Origin of the sequence: Rhodococcus sp. NPDC056506 (assembly GCF_042794945.1) — a bacterium.
Classification (GTDB): Bacteria; Actinomycetota; Actinomycetes; order Mycobacteriales; family Mycobacteriaceae; genus Rhodococcus_F.
This window is the reverse complement of sequence record NZ_JBHTSW010000011.1, coordinates 35291-51210: the sequence shown is the minus strand read 5'-3', so window position 1 is coordinate 51210 and position 15920 is coordinate 35291. Positions and strand designations below refer to the sequence as shown.

Annotated in this window: 18 protein-coding genes and 2 riboswitches; of the genes, 6 read left to right on the top strand and 12 right to left on the bottom strand. The window is 62.1% G+C overall.

The genetic code is table 11. The annotated features are described in order from the left end of the window. Nucleotides 1-4 precede the first annotated feature (4 nt). From ACFQ6H_RS12355 to ACFQ6H_RS12300, 12 genes are all read right to left on the bottom strand, one after another. Nucleotides 5-1123, bottom strand: coding sequence for an LLM class flavin-dependent oxidoreductase (locus tag ACFQ6H_RS12355; RefSeq protein WP_378646315.1), 1119 nt, complete (start codon nucleotides 1121-1123; stop codon nucleotides 5-7). Then, nucleotides 1110-2732: a dipeptide ABC transporter ATP-binding protein gene (locus ACFQ6H_RS12350; RefSeq protein ID WP_378646313.1), complete on the bottom strand. Its 1623-nt coding sequence runs from the start codon at nucleotides 2730-2732 to the stop codon at nucleotides 1110-1112. The genes ACFQ6H_RS12355 and ACFQ6H_RS12350 overlap by 14 nt, the downstream gene beginning before the upstream one ends. After that, nucleotides 2729-3619, bottom strand: coding sequence for an ABC transporter permease (locus ACFQ6H_RS12345; protein ID WP_378537276.1), 891 nt, complete (start codon nucleotides 3617-3619; stop codon nucleotides 2729-2731). Before ACFQ6H_RS12345 ends, ACFQ6H_RS12350 begins: the two co-directional genes overlap by 4 nt. Further along, nucleotides 3612-4610: an ABC transporter permease gene (locus ACFQ6H_RS12340; RefSeq protein ID WP_378646311.1), complete on the bottom strand. Its 999-nt coding sequence runs from the start codon at nucleotides 4608-4610 to the stop codon at nucleotides 3612-3614. The genes ACFQ6H_RS12345 and ACFQ6H_RS12340 overlap by 8 nt, the downstream gene beginning before the upstream one ends. Before the next feature lie 2 nt (nucleotides 4611-4612). Further along, nucleotides 4613-6253, bottom strand: a complete 1641-nt coding sequence (locus ACFQ6H_RS12335; RefSeq protein ID WP_378646309.1) for an ABC transporter substrate-binding protein — start codon at nucleotides 6251-6253, stop codon at nucleotides 4613-4615. 148 nt (nucleotides 6254-6401) lie between these two features. Further along, nucleotides 6402-6491: a putative leader peptide gene (locus ACFQ6H_RS12330; RefSeq protein WP_310504006.1), complete on the bottom strand. Its 90-nt coding sequence runs from the start codon at nucleotides 6489-6491 to the stop codon at nucleotides 6402-6404. Nucleotides 6492-6499: 8 nt separating this feature from the next. Then, nucleotides 6500-6594: riboswitch (SAM riboswitch) on the bottom strand. 17 nt (nucleotides 6595-6611) lie between these two features. After that, the gene (locus ACFQ6H_RS12325) at nucleotides 6612-7202 is read right to left on the bottom strand and encodes a GNAT family N-acetyltransferase (protein ID WP_378637793.1); all 591 of its coding nucleotides are present in this window, start codon (nucleotides 7200-7202) and stop codon (nucleotides 6612-6614) included. Nucleotides 7203-7210: 8 nt separating this feature from the next. After that, the gene (locus ACFQ6H_RS12320) at nucleotides 7211-8320 is read right to left on the bottom strand and encodes an FAD-dependent oxidoreductase (protein WP_378646307.1); all 1110 of its coding nucleotides are present in this window, start codon (nucleotides 8318-8320) and stop codon (nucleotides 7211-7213) included. Nucleotides 8321-8330: 10 nt separating this feature from the next. Then, nucleotides 8331-9302, bottom strand: coding sequence for an ABC transporter substrate-binding protein (locus ACFQ6H_RS12315; protein WP_378637787.1), 972 nt, complete (start codon nucleotides 9300-9302; stop codon nucleotides 8331-8333). Between the two features lie 34 nt (nucleotides 9303-9336). Then, a complete protein-coding gene (locus ACFQ6H_RS12310; RefSeq protein WP_020968833.1) occupies nucleotides 9337-10122 on the bottom strand; it encodes an amino acid ABC transporter ATP-binding protein in 786 nt (261 codons plus the stop codon). Next, a complete protein-coding gene (locus ACFQ6H_RS12305; protein ID WP_378537264.1) occupies nucleotides 10119-11093 on the bottom strand; it encodes an amino acid ABC transporter permease in 975 nt (324 codons plus the stop codon). The genes ACFQ6H_RS12310 and ACFQ6H_RS12305 overlap by 4 nt, the downstream gene beginning before the upstream one ends. Nucleotides 11094-11217: 124 nt before the next feature. After that, nucleotides 11218-11295, bottom strand: coding sequence for a putative leader peptide (locus ACFQ6H_RS12300; RefSeq protein ID WP_378537806.1), 78 nt, complete (start codon nucleotides 11293-11295; stop codon nucleotides 11218-11220). 7 nt (nucleotides 11296-11302) lie between these two features. After that, nucleotides 11303-11397, bottom strand: a riboswitch (SAM riboswitch). 199 nt (nucleotides 11398-11596) lie between these two features. On the opposite strand from ACFQ6H_RS12300, the gene ACFQ6H_RS12295 reads away from it, so the two are divergent. The 6 genes from ACFQ6H_RS12295 (at nucleotide 11597) to ACFQ6H_RS12270 (ending at nucleotide 15856) form a co-directional block, all read left to right on the top strand. Next, nucleotides 11597-12364, top strand: coding sequence for a sulfite exporter TauE/SafE family protein (locus ACFQ6H_RS12295; RefSeq protein WP_378646305.1), 768 nt, complete (start codon nucleotides 11597-11599; stop codon nucleotides 12362-12364). A gap of 37 nt (nucleotides 12365-12401) precedes the next feature. After that, a complete protein-coding gene (locus tag ACFQ6H_RS12290) occupies nucleotides 12402-13217 on the top strand; it encodes an HAD-IIA family hydrolase (protein WP_378537262.1) in 816 nt (271 codons plus the stop codon). Between the two features lie 286 nt (nucleotides 13218-13503). Beyond that, on the top strand, nucleotides 13504-14061 hold the full coding sequence (locus ACFQ6H_RS12285; protein ID WP_378548927.1) for an alternate-type signal peptide domain-containing protein: 558 nt from the start codon (nucleotides 13504-13506) through the stop codon (nucleotides 14059-14061). Between the two features lie 4 nt (nucleotides 14062-14065). Continuing rightward, entirely contained in the window at nucleotides 14066-14632 is a 567-nt protein-coding gene (locus ACFQ6H_RS12280) for a hypothetical protein (protein ID WP_378646303.1), read from the top strand. Next, entirely contained in the window at nucleotides 14629-15270 is a 642-nt protein-coding gene (locus ACFQ6H_RS12275; RefSeq protein ID WP_378646301.1) for a signal peptidase I, read from the top strand. The genes ACFQ6H_RS12280 and ACFQ6H_RS12275 overlap by 4 nt, the downstream gene beginning before the upstream one ends. Then, nucleotides 15254-15856, top strand: coding sequence for a SipW-dependent-type signal peptide-containing protein (locus ACFQ6H_RS12270; protein WP_378646299.1), 603 nt, complete (start codon nucleotides 15254-15256; stop codon nucleotides 15854-15856). Before ACFQ6H_RS12275 ends, ACFQ6H_RS12270 begins: the two co-directional genes overlap by 17 nt. The last annotated feature ends 64 nt before the right edge of the window (nucleotides 15857-15920 follow it).

The window sequence follows — 15920 nt, the reverse complement described above, 5'->3', positions numbered from 1 at the left end:
CGCGCTACGCGAACTGATTGACGGGCAACTCGAAGCCCAACCGCTCGCGCAGAGTCGGGGCCGTACTCGGTCGCGGATTGAGAATTGGCACCACGTCCGTCGCGATCTTGTCCACTCCGGCGGCCAGCGCCAGGGGACGCAGAACCACACCGTCGATCCCGGCAAGCCCACCGATCTCACGCAGCAACGCAGTCAAACCCGCACTGTCACCGCGATAGAACAGCGAGTGCGGTACATACGGCACTCCCGCCCATTCCTCGAGTTCTGCCAAAGCGTCGTCGGCGGCACCGCGATCGGCTCCGAGAAGCACGTCGACATCAAGGAGCACTCTGACGGTGCGCCCGAGGGCAGCTGCACTCGTGTGGACCAGCTTGGCCGTAGCTTTGGCCTCGCCGAGGTCGGATGCCGAGATCCGAATCAGATCTCCGCGCGCAACGGCGAGTTCGCGGGCCTCCGGTCGACTCGCGTCGACGGAGATCAGCGGCTGCCCCTGAGGCGAGCGCGGGGTGATGGACGGGCCCTTGACGGAAAAGTTCTTTCCCTCGAAATCGATGTAGTGCAGCTTGTCCCGATCGATGAATCGTCCGCTCGCAGCATCACGTATCTCGGCGTCGTCCTCCCAGCTGTCCCACAGCCGACTGATCACCTTGACCGCCTCGGACGCTTCCTCCCACGCGGACTCCGGACCCTGCACTGCCTTTCGGCCGAACAACGCTGCCTGCTCGGTGGTGTCGGACACCGCGACCTGCCAACCGGCCCGCCCAGCAGACGAGTAGTCGATGCTCGCAATGGCCTTGGAAATGTGGAACGGTTCGGTGTGCGTGACCGACGCAGTGGGGATCAGGCCGATGCGCGAGGTGACAGCACTCAGCCTCGCCGCAGTTGCCACGGCCTCCAACCTCCCCCGCACAGCGTGCTGACCTTCGGATTGGAGCCCGAAAGAATCGGGGAGGAACGCCAGATCCACCCCACCCCGATCCGCGGCGGTCACCAGGTCCACCCAGTACGACGGCGTGAACAGATATTCGGCACGCGAATCCTCGCGTCGCCAGGAGTACGGATGAGCTCCGGTGCCCTCGAATTCGAGGCCGACCAGGAATGCTCCGGAACTACGCTCGGACATATTCGGCCTTTCCTGTCGAATGATCCCGCCCGGGGATCGCGTCGAGAAGTGTGCGTGTGTACTCGTTTCGGGGATTGTCGAAAATCTCGGCGGTAGTGCCGATTTCGAGCAATCGACCAGCTTGCATGACGCCGACTACGTCACTGATCTGGCGAACAACCGCCAGATCGTGGGAGATGAAGAGATAGGTCAGTCCCAGCTCTCGCTGCAACTCGTCGAGTAGCGCCAGGATCTGCGCTTGAACCGAGACGTCGAGAGCGGATACCGGCTCGTCGAGAACGAGTAGATCCGGCTTCAGAGCGAGCGCGCGAGCAATCGCCACCCGCTGACGCTGGCCGCCCGAGAGTTCGGCCGGCTTGCGGCTCAGGAACTGCTCGGGCAGCGCAACCTGATCGAGCAGCTCGGCGGCCCGGCTCTGCTGCTGGGTACGTCCACCAACCTTGAAGGCCCGCAGCGGCTCTGCCACGATGTCTTGGACGGACAGTTTCGGGTCGAGCGATGCATAGGGGTTCTGGTACACGAGCTGAATCTTTCGACGCAGCTCGCGCAGGCCGCTGCCCTTGACCTTCGTGATGTCCTGTCCGTCGAAGGTGATGGTGCCGGCGTCCGCCTGCTCCAATCGCACGGCAATGCGGGCGGTGGTCGACTTGCCGGAACCTGACTCCCCCACCAGTGACACCGTCTGGCCCCTCGGAACAGTCAGCGATACTTCGTTCACCGCGGTGATCGAACTACCGCGGCCGACGTTGAAACGCTTGGTGATTCCGGTCAGCGTCAGCAGCGGGCTCGTGTCCTGACGGACCGGGCGATCGACCGGTCCCGAGGACAGGCTCGGCGCAGAGTTCAGCAGCTTCTTCGTGTACTCGTCTCGCGGGTCTCCCAGAATATCTGCGGTGCGGCCGGATTCGACGATTCTGCCCCCCTGCATCACCAGGATCCGGTCCGCGCGGTCTGCGGCCACACCCAGGTCGTGCGTGATCAGAAGCACGGCGGCACCGGATTCGGCGATTCGCTCGTCGAGATGGTCGAGAATGCGTCGTTGGACCGTGACGTCCAGAGCACTGGTCGGCTCGTCGGCGATGATGAGGGCCGGGTTCGCCACAAGAGCGATACCGATCAGAACTCGTTGCCGCATACCGCCGGACAGCTCGTGTGGATACTGGCGTGCCCGGATCTCCGGGCGGTCGATACCCGCGCGCTCGAGCACGGCGACGGCGTCCAACCGCGCTGTGCGCCGGTCGGCGAGGCCGTGGATCCGCAGGACTTCTGCAACCTGGTCGCCGATCCGAGTCACCGGGTTGAGCGAGGTCGTCGGATCCTGCGGCACCAGACCGATACGAGCGCCGCGGATTCTCTGCCACGCGCGGTCGGAGTACGAATCGATTCTGTCGCCTTCGAACTCGACGCTTCCGCCCGTGACGTGGCCGCTACCGGCGAGCAGGCCCAGTATCGCGTGGGCCGTCGTCGACTTTCCCGAACCCGACTCCCCCACCACCGCAACCACTTCGCCGCGGCCGACGGTGAAACTCACACCGGATACCGCGGGCTCGTTGCCGTAGGAGATCTGCAGGTCGGTGACGGAAAGCAACTGTTCCTCGGTCGTGCTCATCGCCGGTTGCTCCTTTCGATCTCGTGGCCGATACGGTGCGCCGAGATGACCACGGCGACAATCGCGAGACCGGGAAGTGTTGTCATCCACCAGGCATTGGCGAGGAAGTTGCGCCCCTCGGACACCAGCGATCCCCATTCCGGGGTAGGCGGAACCGCGCCGAATCCCAAGAAGCTCAGTGCCGACACTGCAAGAACTGCCTGCCCGAACTCGACTGCGGACAGCGCGACCACGGGCGCGTACGAGTTGGGCAGCACGTGCCGACGCAGGACACCGAGCCACTGCACACCCGAACTGAACGCGGCTTCGACGTACTGAGCGCCGCGCACCCGCATCACTTCGGCACGCATCACTCGGGCAAAATTGGCGACCATGCTGACGCCGACAGCGATGGCGACGTTGATGGTGCCGAAGCCGAGTGCGGTCACCAATGCCAACGAGAGCAGTAGCGCCGGAATGGACAGCAGGACATCGACGATGCGCATCAGAACTGCGTCGACGACTCCGCCGACAAATCCCGCGAGCAAACCGATGATCGATCCTGCCACCAACGCGATTCCCACCGCTACCAAAGTCGCGGTCAGGGACAGTGCGGCGCCGTGCACGAAGCGTGTGTACAGGTCACGCCCAAGGTTGTCGGTTCCGAACCAGTGAGCCAAGCTCGGTCCCTGCAGTTTGTCCGCCGGGACGCCGGACAACGGATCACCGCTGGCGAAAAACCCAGGCGCGACGGCAAAGCCGATGGCAAGCAGCACGATCAGCACCGGAATGACCAGACCGGGCTTACGGATCAAACCGATGGCAGTCGACCTTCGGCGCGAAACGACTGGTGCCTTGGCCTCGACGCGTGGATCGAGGAGTAAGGGTTCGATCAATGTGTCAGACATGGGCCGGCTCCAGATCGGTCGAGCTTTCGGTATTCGAGTTTTCGGCATGTGCCTTCTTCGCCTGAATGATTCGTGGATCGATCAGGGGGTAGAAGAGGTCGACCGCGAGGTTGACGAGCACGAAGACCAGGGAGGCGAACACAACGACGCCCTGCACCACCGGGATGTCCTGCGCCATCACCGACGTCTGGGTCAGACGGCCGACGCCCGCGCGGGAGAACACCGTTTCCACGACCACCGAACCAGCCAGCAAAGTTCCGACCAGCACTCCGGCAATGGTGAATGCCGGAATGCTCGCCAGTCGCAACGCGTGACGGGTCTGCACGCGCCAACGGCTGGCTCCCTTGGCATAGGCGGTCTCCACGTGCGGCGAACGCAGCGTCGACTGCAGGCTGGTCGTGAGGACCTGCGCGATCACCGCGCCGGTCGGGATCGCCAGCGTGAACGCCGGGAGAACTACCGTTGCGAATCCCTTGTCCCCGAATGCCGGGAAGACGTGCAGACGGAACGAGAAGAGTTGCAGGAGGATCAGACCCACCCAGAAGGTGGGCACAGCCACTCCCAGAGGCGGCAGCGAGAACAACAGGTTCGCCAGCCACCGCTTGCGGGTGTAGGTAGCGAAGAACGCGATCGCCACTCCGAACAGCACGGCCAGAACCAAAGCGGTGGTTGCCAGTACCAGTGTGCTGGGCAGCGCCGAGAAGATGGCATCCGTCACCGACTGGCCGGTGGAGATCGACGTACCGAAATCGCCGCGAAGAGCGTTGGTCAGCGACGTCCAGTACTGCACCCACACCGACTGGTCCAAGCCGTATCGTGCCCGAAGCTGATCGAGCGCAGCCTGATCCACTGCAACGCCCTGCCCGGACGAGTCCGCAGCCATGCTGACCGGATCACTCGGCAGGAGGAACAGAATCACGAACGAGATGGTGAAGGCGGCCCACAGGACAACCGCGGCCTGGCCCAGTCGGGTGAGTACGTATCGAGTCATGATTACTTACCCGACAACCATGCGTCGTAGAACTGCAGGCGTGACGAGGCTTCGAAGTTCAGATCCTGAACACTCGATCCGGCGCCGATGGCCTGCGAGAGCTCGATCGTGGGGATGGAGAGCCCACGGTCGAGGATCAATTCCTGAGCGGTGGAGACCAGTTCGCCGCGCTGACCGTTGTCCGTGGCTGCGAGCTGGTCGGTGAGAACCTTGTCGAGCTCCGGATCTGCGCCGCGACGATTGAGGTTGCGGCCCTCGGTGCTGAACGACGCCCGCAGGATGTCGGCGTCGGCCCGAGTGCTGTTGTAGTACAGCGAATCGTAATCACCCGACACCCCCTTCTCGGTCCATTCACCGTTCGAGACCAGATTGAGCTGCAGGTCGACGCCGACCTTCTTGAGCTGCTGCTGCACGAGCTCGAGAATGGCCTGATTACCCGAGAACACCGGGCTGAACGTGACGCTGAACGTGAGCTTCTGCCCGTCCTTCTCGCGGATACCGTCGCTTCCGGCCTTCCAACCGGCTGCGTCGAGAAGCTTCGCCGACTTGTCCGCGTCGTAGGTCACGACACTGGATTCGTCGGTGTAGAGCGGAGTGGTGTGAGCCAACGGGCTCGTTGCCGGGAAGAACGACGGATCAAGAACGGTGTCGACGAGTTCTTGGCGGTTGATCGCCGGGATGATGGCCTGGCGGACGGCCTGATCAGCGAGTACTCCACGACTGACGTTGGGCTGGAAGAAGAAGCTCACGCCCGGGTTGGGCCGGGTGAGGATGCGTCCACCGGCGCCCTCGATCTGCGGTGCGTCCTGTGGAAGCGCGTCGCTGACCGCATCGAGCTGGCCGGAAGCCACACTGCCCGCGCGCACACCGGATTCGGGGACCACGGTGAAATCGACGCCGTCGAGGTAGGCCTCGCCCTGATGCGCGACTGCGTCCGATGCCCAGTTGTATCCCGCACGCTTGGCGATCTTGACGCTCTTGTCCTGCTGCCAGTCGGTGTACACGAATGGACCGGAGGCGATCACCGCTGCACCGGGGCAGCGCTGCTCGGATGCCAGTGCGGTGGTGGAATCGGCGAGGATTCCGAGCTGCGGCGTCGAAGTTGCCTGCAGGAACTGAACATTGGGCCCGGAGAAATTGATCTTCGCCGTGTGGGCGTCGACGACGTCAGTACCCGTGTAGGAGGACAGGTAGCTCTTCGCCAACGACGCGTTCGGTCCGAGGTTCTTGACCGAGTCGAAGGTCTTCTTGACCGAATCCGCCGTCACCGGTGTGCCGTCACTGAAAGTGGCATCGTCACGAAGGACGAACGTGAAGCTCGCGGCGTCGGGGCTGATCTCCCAACTCTTGGCGAGCCACGGGGTGATCTCGCCGGAGTCGGGATTTTGATCGGTCAGCGAATCCACCACGGTGCGAGTGACATACACGGTCTGGTTGCTGCCGGCCTGGGCCGGATCGGCGCACGTCGGCGCCTGCGAGAGACCGTAACGAAGGGTTCCGCCGGACTGCGCGGGACCCGCGTCGGCGCCGCTGCCGCTTCCGTCGCTGCTGCAGCCGGCGAGGACGGTTCCGAGAACCGAGACAGCACCGATACCGGCAATGACGGTCGCGCGTTTGCGGGCACCGAATGAGGGCGAAGACACCAAGAACTCCTAAAGAGGCATGCCGAAGAGCGCACCCGTCGCCGTGAAGCAAGAAGCTCCAAGAAGGCGATCGAGCGCGAATCACTTGTGCAGAGAAGAGAAAACAGACTTGTCGACGACTCGCCTGAGTGTGAATGACTGACCGAGGTCAGTTGGTACAGAAAGATCCCGCGGTGCGGCACAGGTCTACGTGACGACGCGACCAGGCGGTATCGAAACCGCCTTCAACTGCCTTCATTTCGTGTTCCTCCATCGGTCCTGGCGGTAGCACCCGCACCCGATCACTCGGGGGGTTGCTGCGACTTCAATGAGCCAGGTCTCTCGGTCGCTCTGGATGGTCGTTCGCAAGTGTACGAGGTTAAACCCGGGTGTTGTCAACCCGGTCGGTAGGAATTGCTGCTCGGGTCACATTTTCGAGCACCCGAAGTTGTTTCTCGAACGGGTGGACGCCCACTTCTTCGGGCGAGAGTGAAGCGTCGTAGAGCGGTGTGTATCCACTGGACAGGTACAGCGCGACAGCCTCCGGTTGCCGAGGGCCCGTCGTCAGGAACACCCGGTTGTATCCGCGAAGCTCGATCTCTCGTTCCAACTCGCGAACGACGACCTTGCCGAGACCACGCTTCCGATAGTCGACCGATGTCCAGATTCTCTTCAATTCCGCAGTGGTGGAATCGAATTGGCGAAATGCACCACCGGCAATCGGCACATCCTCGTGGGTGAGCACCAGGAGCGCCCCCTGCGGGTACGCAAATTCTTCTGCCGGGTACGTGGTGAGATCCGCGAGCATCGCTTCGCGAGTTCCGCCGTATCGCGAGCTGTATTCGAGCGCCAATTCCGCGATCAGTGGAGCCGCCAAGGGATCGTCCTGCGATACCGAGTAGACCTCTACCGCGCCGATGCCCTCGACCTGCCGGGTCCCGAGCTCCAGTGCCACAACACTTTCCTCCATGAATCTGGTCAACGCTCCCCCAGCCGAAAAACTTCCGGAGCGAGAGCGGTTCCCTCGACGAGGTTCGATACAAGTTCACCCAGGGCCGGACCGAATTTGAATCCATGACCCGAGAATCCCGCCGCGACCGTGACGGCGCCGACTCGGTCGATGACGAAGTTACTGTCCGGCGTGCTCGTGTACAGGCACGTGATCGACTCGACCTGGGTGGAATCAACGCCGGGCAACCACGACTCGGCGTACTCGACCAGTCGTTGCTCTCCGTCGACATCAGGGGTGTAGTCGCGGGTCTGTGGAGTCACGACCGGCCCGGTCGCGTGTTCGCCGATCTTGATGCCGTCCTCGGAACCGAGTCCGTAGATCCCCGCGGTCTCCAACTGCGCACCCGGGTGGTGAACGAAACTCGGCCACTCGACTCCCGGGTCCAGCGGTGCAAAGTGGGCCGGTTGTTCTTGCGTCGTGCGCAGCGTCGGGAGCACGATCTCGGAACCGAGTCCGCTGTCTGCGATCAGGTCCACAGTCCACGCCCCAGCCGCGATCACGACCTGACGAGCCGCGAGCGTTCCGCCGTCCGTCACCACGTCCACGCCGTACGACGCTCGCGCGAGTGCCAATACCCGAACGTCGTGACGGACCTCGGCACCGGCGAACACCGCTCCCGCTTTCAGCGCGGTCACGGCGCGGTCCGCGTGCAACCGGCCTGCATCGGGGTGATGGAGCACGGTGGTGTCGAATCGCAACCCCGGCCAGCGGGCGGACGCCTCGGCAGGAGTGAGGATCTCACCCTTGATGCCGGCCTCGACCAATATCTGCGCCTTGGACTGCACTGCCTGCGGCAGACCGTGATCGACGGCACCGGTCAGTTCCAGGAACCCGATGTCCGTGGTGGACTCCAACTCCCGCCACAGTGGCAGCGCGTCGGCCGCCAATCCTGTGTACAGGTGATTGTCGTAGGCCTGACGGTAGATGCGCGAAGTACCGTGCGATGCACCGTGCTTGTGCCCCGGCCCGAACTGTTCCAGCTGTACGACGCTGTGTCCGCGCGCCGCGAGCCGCCATGCGGCGGAGGACCCGACGAGTCCTCCGCCGATGACGATCACATCGAGAATCTCACTCATGGACGAGAGCTCACTTGGTCTTGGGAAGGCCGGGCGGGTTGATCAGAGACTTGTCGACGGCTTCGCTGGTGATGTTCCAACGCTCGAGGATCTGCTGGTACGTACCGTTCTCGATCGTGTGGTTGATCGCGTCGTTGACGGCCTTGATCAACCCGTTGTCCTTCTTCACCAGCACCGCGATCTGTCCTTGCAAAGTGTCGCCGGCACCGGAGAACTCACCGACAACCTCGGTTTCACCCGACTGCTTGGCGTGGAACTGCGACGACGGGTTCGGGCCGAAGTAGGCGTCGATTCGGCCGGACTGCAAGGGGAGGTAGTAGTCGGTGGTGTTCTGGTAGTAGGAGATGTCGGTGGGCGCCAGGCCGGCCGCGACGTTCTGCTCACTCCACTTGACCAGCAGCGCTTCCTGATTGGTACCAGAGGAGACGGCGATCTTCTTGCCGGCGACGTCCTTGGGTTCCTTGATGGAGATCCCGGCGCCCTTCTTCGCTTCGAAGGCCAGGGTGTCGAGTCGGTAGGTGGCGAAGTCGTACTTCTCCTTACGCTCCTCTGTGACAGTCACGTTGGAAAGGAAAGCGTCGGCTTCCCCGGAGTCGATGCGGACGAAGTTCTGTGCCCAGTCCGCTGTCTGCAGATCGACCTTCAAACCGAGAACGTCACCGATCAGGTAGGCGAAGTCGGTCTCGGAGCCGATGAGGGTGGTGTCGTCGTCGGCGTAGAAGCGAAGCGGCGGAGCGGAACCCGCGCTACCGGTGACTCGCAGCGTGCCGCGATCACGAATGTCCTGAGGAACCTCGGCGGCGATGGCATCCACCTTGTCGGTGGTGATGCGATTCTGGTCGGCGGTGAGGTTGTAACCCGCGGCCGCGGTGACCTGGGCGCCGTCGGACTCGGCGTCAGCACTGCTGCACGCAGCGCTGAGCAGTCCGACGGTGGCAAGAGCCGAGATCAGAAAAGTCGCGCGACGGGATGGGGAGAACATCAATTTTTCCTTCCGGGAATGAGTCTGGGTCGCGTCAGAGGACGCGGGAGAGAAACGCTTTGGTCCGTTCGTGGACCGGATTGTCGATCACCTGCGACGGCGGGCCCTGTTCGACGATGACGCCGCCGTCCATGAAGACCGCGGTGTCCGCCACCTCCCGAGCAAATCCGACCTCGTGCGTGACGATCACCAAGGTGGCGCCGTCGCGGGCAAGCTGGGCAAGAACTTCGAGGACTTCGCCGACCAACTCGGGATCGAGCGCCGACGTCGGCTCGTCGAAGAGAATCACAGCCGGACGCAGTGCCAACGCTCGCGCTATCGCTACGCGCTGTTGCTGGCCACCGGAGAGTTGGCGGGGGTACTCGTCGGCCTTGTCTCCCACTCCCACTCGCTCGAGCAGAGCGCGGGCTTCGCGGTAGACCTCGTCACGGTCTCGTTTCTGGGCCGAGAGCGGTGCTTCCACCACGTTCTCCAACGCGGTCAGGTGCGGAAACAGGTTGAAGTTCTGGAACACGAATCCGATATGTGAACGCTGCTTCAGGATCTCGCGGTCACGCAGTTCGTGAAGTCGATTTCCCTTGCGCCGGTATCCGATCAGTTCTCCGTCGATCCGTACGGTCCCGCGGTCGACCTTCTCGAGGTGATTGAGGGTGCGCAGCAAGGTGGACTTACCGGAACCGGACGGTCCGAGAATGACGGTCACTTCGCCCTTGCGAACCAGGAGATCAACGCCGGCAAGTACTTCCAGCGTGCCGAATGACTTGTGGATTCCGCGCGCTTCGACGGCGTACACCGTCTCTTCGGCCAATTCTGCGGTCATCGGGTCGCACCTCTCGGAATATCGAGACGCGCATCACGAATCTCTTCGAACTTCTTGCGCGCCTTCTGGATCGGAGTCAACGGAAGGGCGCGGGCGGATCCACGTGCGTAGTGGCGCTCAACGTAGTACTGACCGATCGAGAGCAACGTCGTGAGGATGATGTACCAGATTGTGGCGACCATCAGCAGGGGCACAACTCGTCCGTTGCGGCCGAAGATGACCTGCACCTGGTAGAACAGTTCGGCGATCGCCATGGTGGAGACGATGGACGTTCCCTTGAAGAGTCCGATGACCTCGTTGGCGGCATTGGGGAGGATCGCCCGCATCGCCTGCGGGAGAATGATCTTGAAGAACTGGCGACTGCGCGGAATACCGAGCGAGTGAGCTGCTTCGATCTGACCGTGATCCACCGAGATAATTCCGGAGCGGATGATCTCGGCCGAGTACGCGGCCTGGTGCAGTGCCAAACCGATGACTGCTGCAGTGAATCCGCCGATCACACCGCTGACCTGGAAGGTGAAGAACTCCGGCCCGAAAGGTATTCCAAGAGAAAGGGTCTGGTACAGGTACGTGATGTTGAACCAGAAGAGCAGCTGCACGATGAGCGGAATCGAGCGGAAGGCCCAGATGTAGGTCCAGGCGATCACCTGCAGGACCGGATTCTTCGACAACCGGCCGAGTGCGAGGAAAACACCGAGACCGAATCCGAGGATCGTCCCCCACAGGGTCAGTTTGATCGTCATCCACAACGCGGCAAGCACTGATTTCGCGGTGAAGTACTGCGCGAACGTCGGCCAGTCCCAGCCGGGATTGACAACGAGTCCGTGAATGAACTGAGCAAGCAAAACCAGCACGACCGCGCTGATCACCCAGCGCAGCGGGTGCCAGGTGCGAGCAACGACAAGTTCCGAGTCGGGAAGTTGCGGCTCGGCCACCGACTTTTCGGGGCGGACATCGGTGGGCGCGCTCACGGCGCACTACCTGACGGAGTGGACATCACGAATAGACCTTTCGGGGAATGGGAACGCAGCTGTGTTCTCGAGGTGGCGTACTCGAGTTGCGAAGACGACGACAGTTCGGTCGGTGACAGTGAGGTCAGAGACAGTGACACGAAGCGGTGCGGCACAGATCGATGTGACGACGCCTGTGCGCAGCGTGCGAAGTGGAACCCATGTGATGCCTTCCATCGGTCCTGGCGGTAGCACCCGCTCCCGATCACTCGGGGGGTTGCTGCGACGTCGACGAGCCAGGTCTCTCGGTCGCTCTGGATGGTGAGCAAAGACTAGACGCGAAATCCCGAGTCGTCAAATGTTGTATTTCCCTGCACTGCAAGGGAAATGAAGGTCGCTTCATGTTGAAATCGCACTGATTTCAACGGTGTCCGAAACCTTGGTCGCCGTGTTCAATGGAGTGTTCGAATCGAGACCGGGACCGCCGTCCGGACTGACTTTTCCTCTGCCGTACCGTCTGCGGAGTGAGTGGAATCGACGCTTTCTTCATCTTGTTGGCCGGCATCGGTGCGGGCGCGATCAATGCCGTCGTCGGCAGTGGAACGCTGATCACGTTTCCCACCCTGGTCGCCTTCGGCATGCCGCCGGTGACCGCGACGATGTCCAACGCGGTCGGGCTCGTCGCCGGCGGGGTCTCGGGCACGTGGGGATACCGGCGTGAGTTGTCCGGGCAGTGGGATCGTTTGAAGTGGCAGATTCCCGCGTCGCTCGCCGGCGCACTCCTTGGTTCGTGGTTGCTCATGCACCTACCCGAGAAACTGTTCGAGACCATCGTTCCGGTGCTGCTGATCCTAGCTCTCGCACTTGTCCTCCTCCAGCCACGTATCCAGGCGTGGGCGAAGAAGCGTTCCACCGAAGAGACGACGCTGTCCACCAAGAGGCTGATGCTCCTGACCGCGGGCACCTTTGCCGTCGGCATCTACGGCGGCTACTTCACCGCCGCGCAGGGCATCCTCCTCATCGGTGTGATGGGTGCCATCCTCCCGGAAACCCTCCAGCGCATGAACGGCGCGAAGAACCTGCTCTCACTGCTCGTCAACATCGTCGCAGCCGGAATGTACATCACTCTGGCCTTCGACCAGATCAATTGGGCAGCAGCCGGTTTGATTGGTGTCGGCTCACTCGGTGGCGGCGTTTTGGGCGCCCGCTACGGACGACGCCTGTCCCCCACTGCACTGCGATACACGATTGTCGTCGTCGGCCTGATCGGCTTGTGGCGTCTTCTCGCTTGACCGCCCACATCGGGCGGCACCCGCACATACTGGAGATATGACCAGAACAGACGATCAGACCGGTTGGACCTACCTCATGGACATGGACGGGGTTCTCGTCCACGAGGAGCACTTGATACCCGGAGCAGACACGTTCCTGGCAGAACTGGCGTCGAACGACATTCCGTACATGGTGCTCACCAACAACTCCATCCGCACCCCGCGTGACCTGCGAGCACGCCTCCTCAATTCGGGACTCGACATCCCGGAGAAGTCGATCTGGACGTCAGCGCTCGCTACCGCGACCTTCCTGGCCAACCAGCGTCCGGGCGGCAGCGCCTACGTGGTCGGTGAATCGGGCCTGACCACTGCACTGCACGACATCGGCTACGTCCTGACGGACAGCGACCCCGACTACGTCGTCCTCGGCGAGACGCGTACGTACTCCTTCGAGGCGATCACCACGGCCATTCGCCTGGTCGAGCGTGGATCGCGGTTCATCGCCACCAACCCCGACGCCACCGGACCGTCGCGCGACGGCTCTCTCCCGGCCACCGGCTCGGTCGCTGCCCTCATCACCAAGGCAACCGGGCGCGATCCCTACTACGTCGGCAAGCCCAACGCCTTGATGATGCGGTCCGCCCTGCGGTCCATCGGCGCACATTCGGCCAACACGTTGATGATCGGCGACCGCATGGACACCGACATCGTCTGCGGCCTCGAAGCCGGACTGCAGACGATTCTGGTGATGACCGGAATCTCGACCCGCGCGTCGGTGGAGCTCTACCCGTACCGCCCGACCATCGTCCTCGAGTCGGTCGCGGATTTGGTCGGAATGACAACCGATCCATTCCGTAGCAACGCAAACAATTGAAGGAATTGTCAAAAGAATGGAAAGTTGGTAATTAACTGGTAAAAAACAACGAGTTTGCCAGGATCCGACTCGTCCCGTTTGTCCAACTGGACAAACAAACGGTTTTCTTCGCACCAAAATTACATACTGATAGTTATCCGCAGGTCAGAGCCACTTTCAATTCCCCGGACAATGTGGATCACAGTCGAAAAAGAAATTTTGGAAAAGTAGTAACGAATCGTTTGCCGTGGCTGATACTCATGTCTGAACGACCCATTTCGGGTCCCAGACATGAAATGAGATTTTCATGAAGAAGCAGACCAAGGGCGCGATCGCTGCTGCGGCGGCCGGCGCCCTCCTCCTCGGCGGTGCGGGCTCGCTCGCAGTCTGGAGCGACTCGGCCGACGTCAGTGGCGGCGGGCCCGTCACGTCCGGCGCCCTCGACCTGAGCGCTTGCGCACCGGTCGGCGGCGGTTGGAACTCCCTCAACCCGACGAAGACCGCGATCACCAATATTTCGGCCTACCGCATCGTCACCACTGAGAGCATCGAATACACCTGCGACGTCACGGTGACTGCAGTCGGAGATCGCCTCGCCGCTGTTCTGACCGCCGACACAGCCGGAATCGTTCCAGGTGCCAACAGCGCCGAACTTGCCGCGGCGGTGCAACCGGTTACCACGATCAAGGATGCAGGTGGCAACCCGATCTCCCAGATCACCAAGGTGCAGAACAATACCGTCGTCCACGTCGGGGTCCGTCTCAACTTCACCGATGTGGCCAACCAGGTCGCGCAGAACCAGTCGCTGAACTTGTCGGCACTGAAGCTGGTCGTCACTCAGACAGCACTGACACCGGCCCCGTAATTTCATGAGGAAAAAGGTCTGGGGAGCGATCGCAGTCGCGGTGGCTGCTGTAGCGGTGTTCGCATCGTCGCAGCAGTCGCTCGCGCTGTGGTCCGATTCGGCGAGCGCGAATGGCGGCACGGCAACTGCCGCCAGCGTCAACCTCACGGTTGGTACCTCTACCGGAACCAGTGCGGCGTACCCATTGTCAACGCTGACGACCGGAACGACTCTGGTAGTTCCTGGTAATACGGTGCAAGCGCCGCTGACAGTCAAAAACTCGGGAACCGACCCCTTGCAATGGCGAATGCAGGCGACGACACTACTGACCGAATTCACCCTGACCACATACGGAGTCGCCAACGAAGGCGCCTGCCCGGCTGGAGTGAACACAGCGGCCCCGGCAGTCGCCTCGCTGATGTCGGGTTCGATGAACGCATCGCTGCAATACCCGGTTTCACCGGCGTACATGCCGAGTCCGCTGGCCTCGAACGCAACTTACGTCCTGTGTTTACGGCTCACAGTAGGAACTCAGTCGGTCTCCGGAGCAACAAACACCGCTACCTTGACGTTCCAGGCAGGTCCGGTATGACAAAGCACTCCACGAAGCGCGAACATACCGGCCCGCTCTGGTGGATCACCTCGATCGTCAGTTGGACACTGCTGCTGGCAATTTCGGCGGTTATCGTCGCGACGATCGTCGTCCCCTTCTTTGCCGGAGCGCAGCGCTTCACGATCCTGACCGGTTCGATGCGCCCGACGTACAACCCTGGATCACTGGTAGTCGTCAAACCTGTCGATCCGTCCGAACTGGGGATCGGTACACCTATTACGTACCAGCTGGAATCGGGTCAGCCGACCGTCGTCACGCACCGGATCATCGCCACAAGTGAAAACCAGAAGGGTGAAAGAACTTTCATCACCCAGGGTGACGCGAACGGTGAACCTGACGAGAAGGAAGTACGGCCAGTACAGATCCGGGGAAAGGTCTGGTACAGCCTTCCGTATCTCGGCTACGTCAACACTTGGCTCACCGGAGAGCAGCGCACCGTGATCGTGGTGATAGTCGTGACGGCACTACTGCTGTATGCGGCCTACATGATGATCAGCGGCATCCGTGACGGCCGGAAGGAGCGTGCTCGAGCCCGATTGGCTCCTGACCCTGCAACTTTCGCGCCCACAGACGCCGCCCAGATCGAGAAAGGCCAGCACGATGCCCTCGCGCCCTGACCGTCCGGCTCACCGGATTCGTCACTTGTTGACCAGCACGCGCTTTCGCGCGCTGCTCGCTTTGGGGATGGTGCTGGGTGTCGGTGGCGTGACCACACTCGCCGCATGGACATCCTCCGCCACGGCAACCTCGGGCAACATCACGACCGGGTCGATCAATCTGAACTTGAACACCACAACGCAACCCGAGCTGACCACAACACTGAACTTCAGCCAACTCGGCAAAACCGGGATGATTCCGGGAGATTCGAACACCGCGATCCTCAAGGTCAACAATGTCGGTGCTGGGGCGACCCTTCCGCTGAAGTACACGATCACATCCACGAGCAACGGTGCGTTGACGACCTTTTTGCGGATGACGGTGTCGTCGAACGGAACTGTGGCAAACAAGTGTGCCGACGGAACCAATGTGGTGTCCTCCTTACCCCTGACACTGACTTCGAATCAGGCTGTCGGCACCGCCGACCGCCCGCTGGCGGCCGGGGCTACCGAGAATTTGTGTGTCTCCGTTCAGCTTCCCGCGAGCCCCATGCCGCCGAAGAGCAGTTCTTCGAGCATCGTCCTGACCTTCACGGCAAAGGTGTGAGCACAGTGGCCCAACACACGAAGTCACCCTCGAACACTTCAAAGCCCCGCCGCGTTCAGGAGGT

What these genes read in the sequence shown, in the direction of transcription:
- ACFQ6H_RS12325 (WP_378637793.1), bottom strand. Translation starts at nt 7,202, where the DNA reads ATGGAGGAAAGTGTTGTGGCACTGGAGCTCGGGACCCGGCAGGTCGAG.
- ACFQ6H_RS12320 (WP_378646307.1), bottom strand. Translation starts at nt 8,320, where the DNA reads ATGAGTGAGATTCTCGATGTGATCGTCATCGGCGGAGGACTCGTCGGG.
- ACFQ6H_RS12340 (WP_378646311.1), bottom strand. Translation starts at nt 4,610, where the DNA reads ATGACTCGATACGTACTCACCCGACTGGGCCAGGCCGCGGTTGTCCTG.
- ACFQ6H_RS12345 (WP_378537276.1), bottom strand. Translation starts at nt 3,619, where the DNA reads ATGTCTGACACATTGATCGAACCCTTACTCCTCGATCCACGCGTCGAG.
- ACFQ6H_RS12310 (WP_020968833.1), bottom strand. Translation starts at nt 10,122, where the DNA reads ATGACCGCAGAATTGGCCGAAGAGACGGTGTACGCCGTCGAAGCGCGC.
- ACFQ6H_RS12330 (WP_310504006.1), bottom strand. Translation starts at nt 6,491, where the DNA reads ATGAAGGCAGTTGAAGGCGGTTTCGATACCGCCTGGTCGCGTCGTCAC.
- ACFQ6H_RS12290 (WP_378537262.1), top strand. Translation starts at nt 12,402, where the DNA reads ATGACCAGAACAGACGATCAGACCGGTTGGACCTACCTCATGGACATG.
- ACFQ6H_RS12300 (WP_378537806.1), bottom strand. Translation starts at nt 11,295, where the DNA reads ATGGGTTCCACTTCGCACGCTGCGCACAGGCGTCGTCACATCGATCTG.
- ACFQ6H_RS12285 (WP_378548927.1), top strand. Translation starts at nt 13,504, where the DNA reads ATGAAGAAGCAGACCAAGGGCGCGATCGCTGCTGCGGCGGCCGGCGCC.
- ACFQ6H_RS12270 (WP_378646299.1), top strand. Translation starts at nt 15,254, where the DNA reads ATGCCCTCGCGCCCTGACCGTCCGGCTCACCGGATTCGTCACTTGTTG.
- ACFQ6H_RS12315 (WP_378637787.1), bottom strand. Translation starts at nt 9,302, where the DNA reads ATGTTCTCCCCATCCCGTCGCGCGACTTTTCTGATCTCGGCTCTTGCC.
- ACFQ6H_RS12275 (WP_378646301.1), top strand. Translation starts at nt 14,629, where the DNA reads ATGACAAAGCACTCCACGAAGCGCGAACATACCGGCCCGCTCTGGTGG.
- ACFQ6H_RS12355 (WP_378646315.1), bottom strand. Translation starts at nt 1,123, where the DNA reads ATGTCCGAGCGTAGTTCCGGAGCATTCCTGGTCGGCCTCGAATTCGAG.
- ACFQ6H_RS12350 (WP_378646313.1), bottom strand. Translation starts at nt 2,732, where the DNA reads ATGAGCACGACCGAGGAACAGTTGCTTTCCGTCACCGACCTGCAGATC.
- ACFQ6H_RS12280 (WP_378646303.1), top strand. Translation starts at nt 14,066, where the DNA reads ATGAGGAAAAAGGTCTGGGGAGCGATCGCAGTCGCGGTGGCTGCTGTA.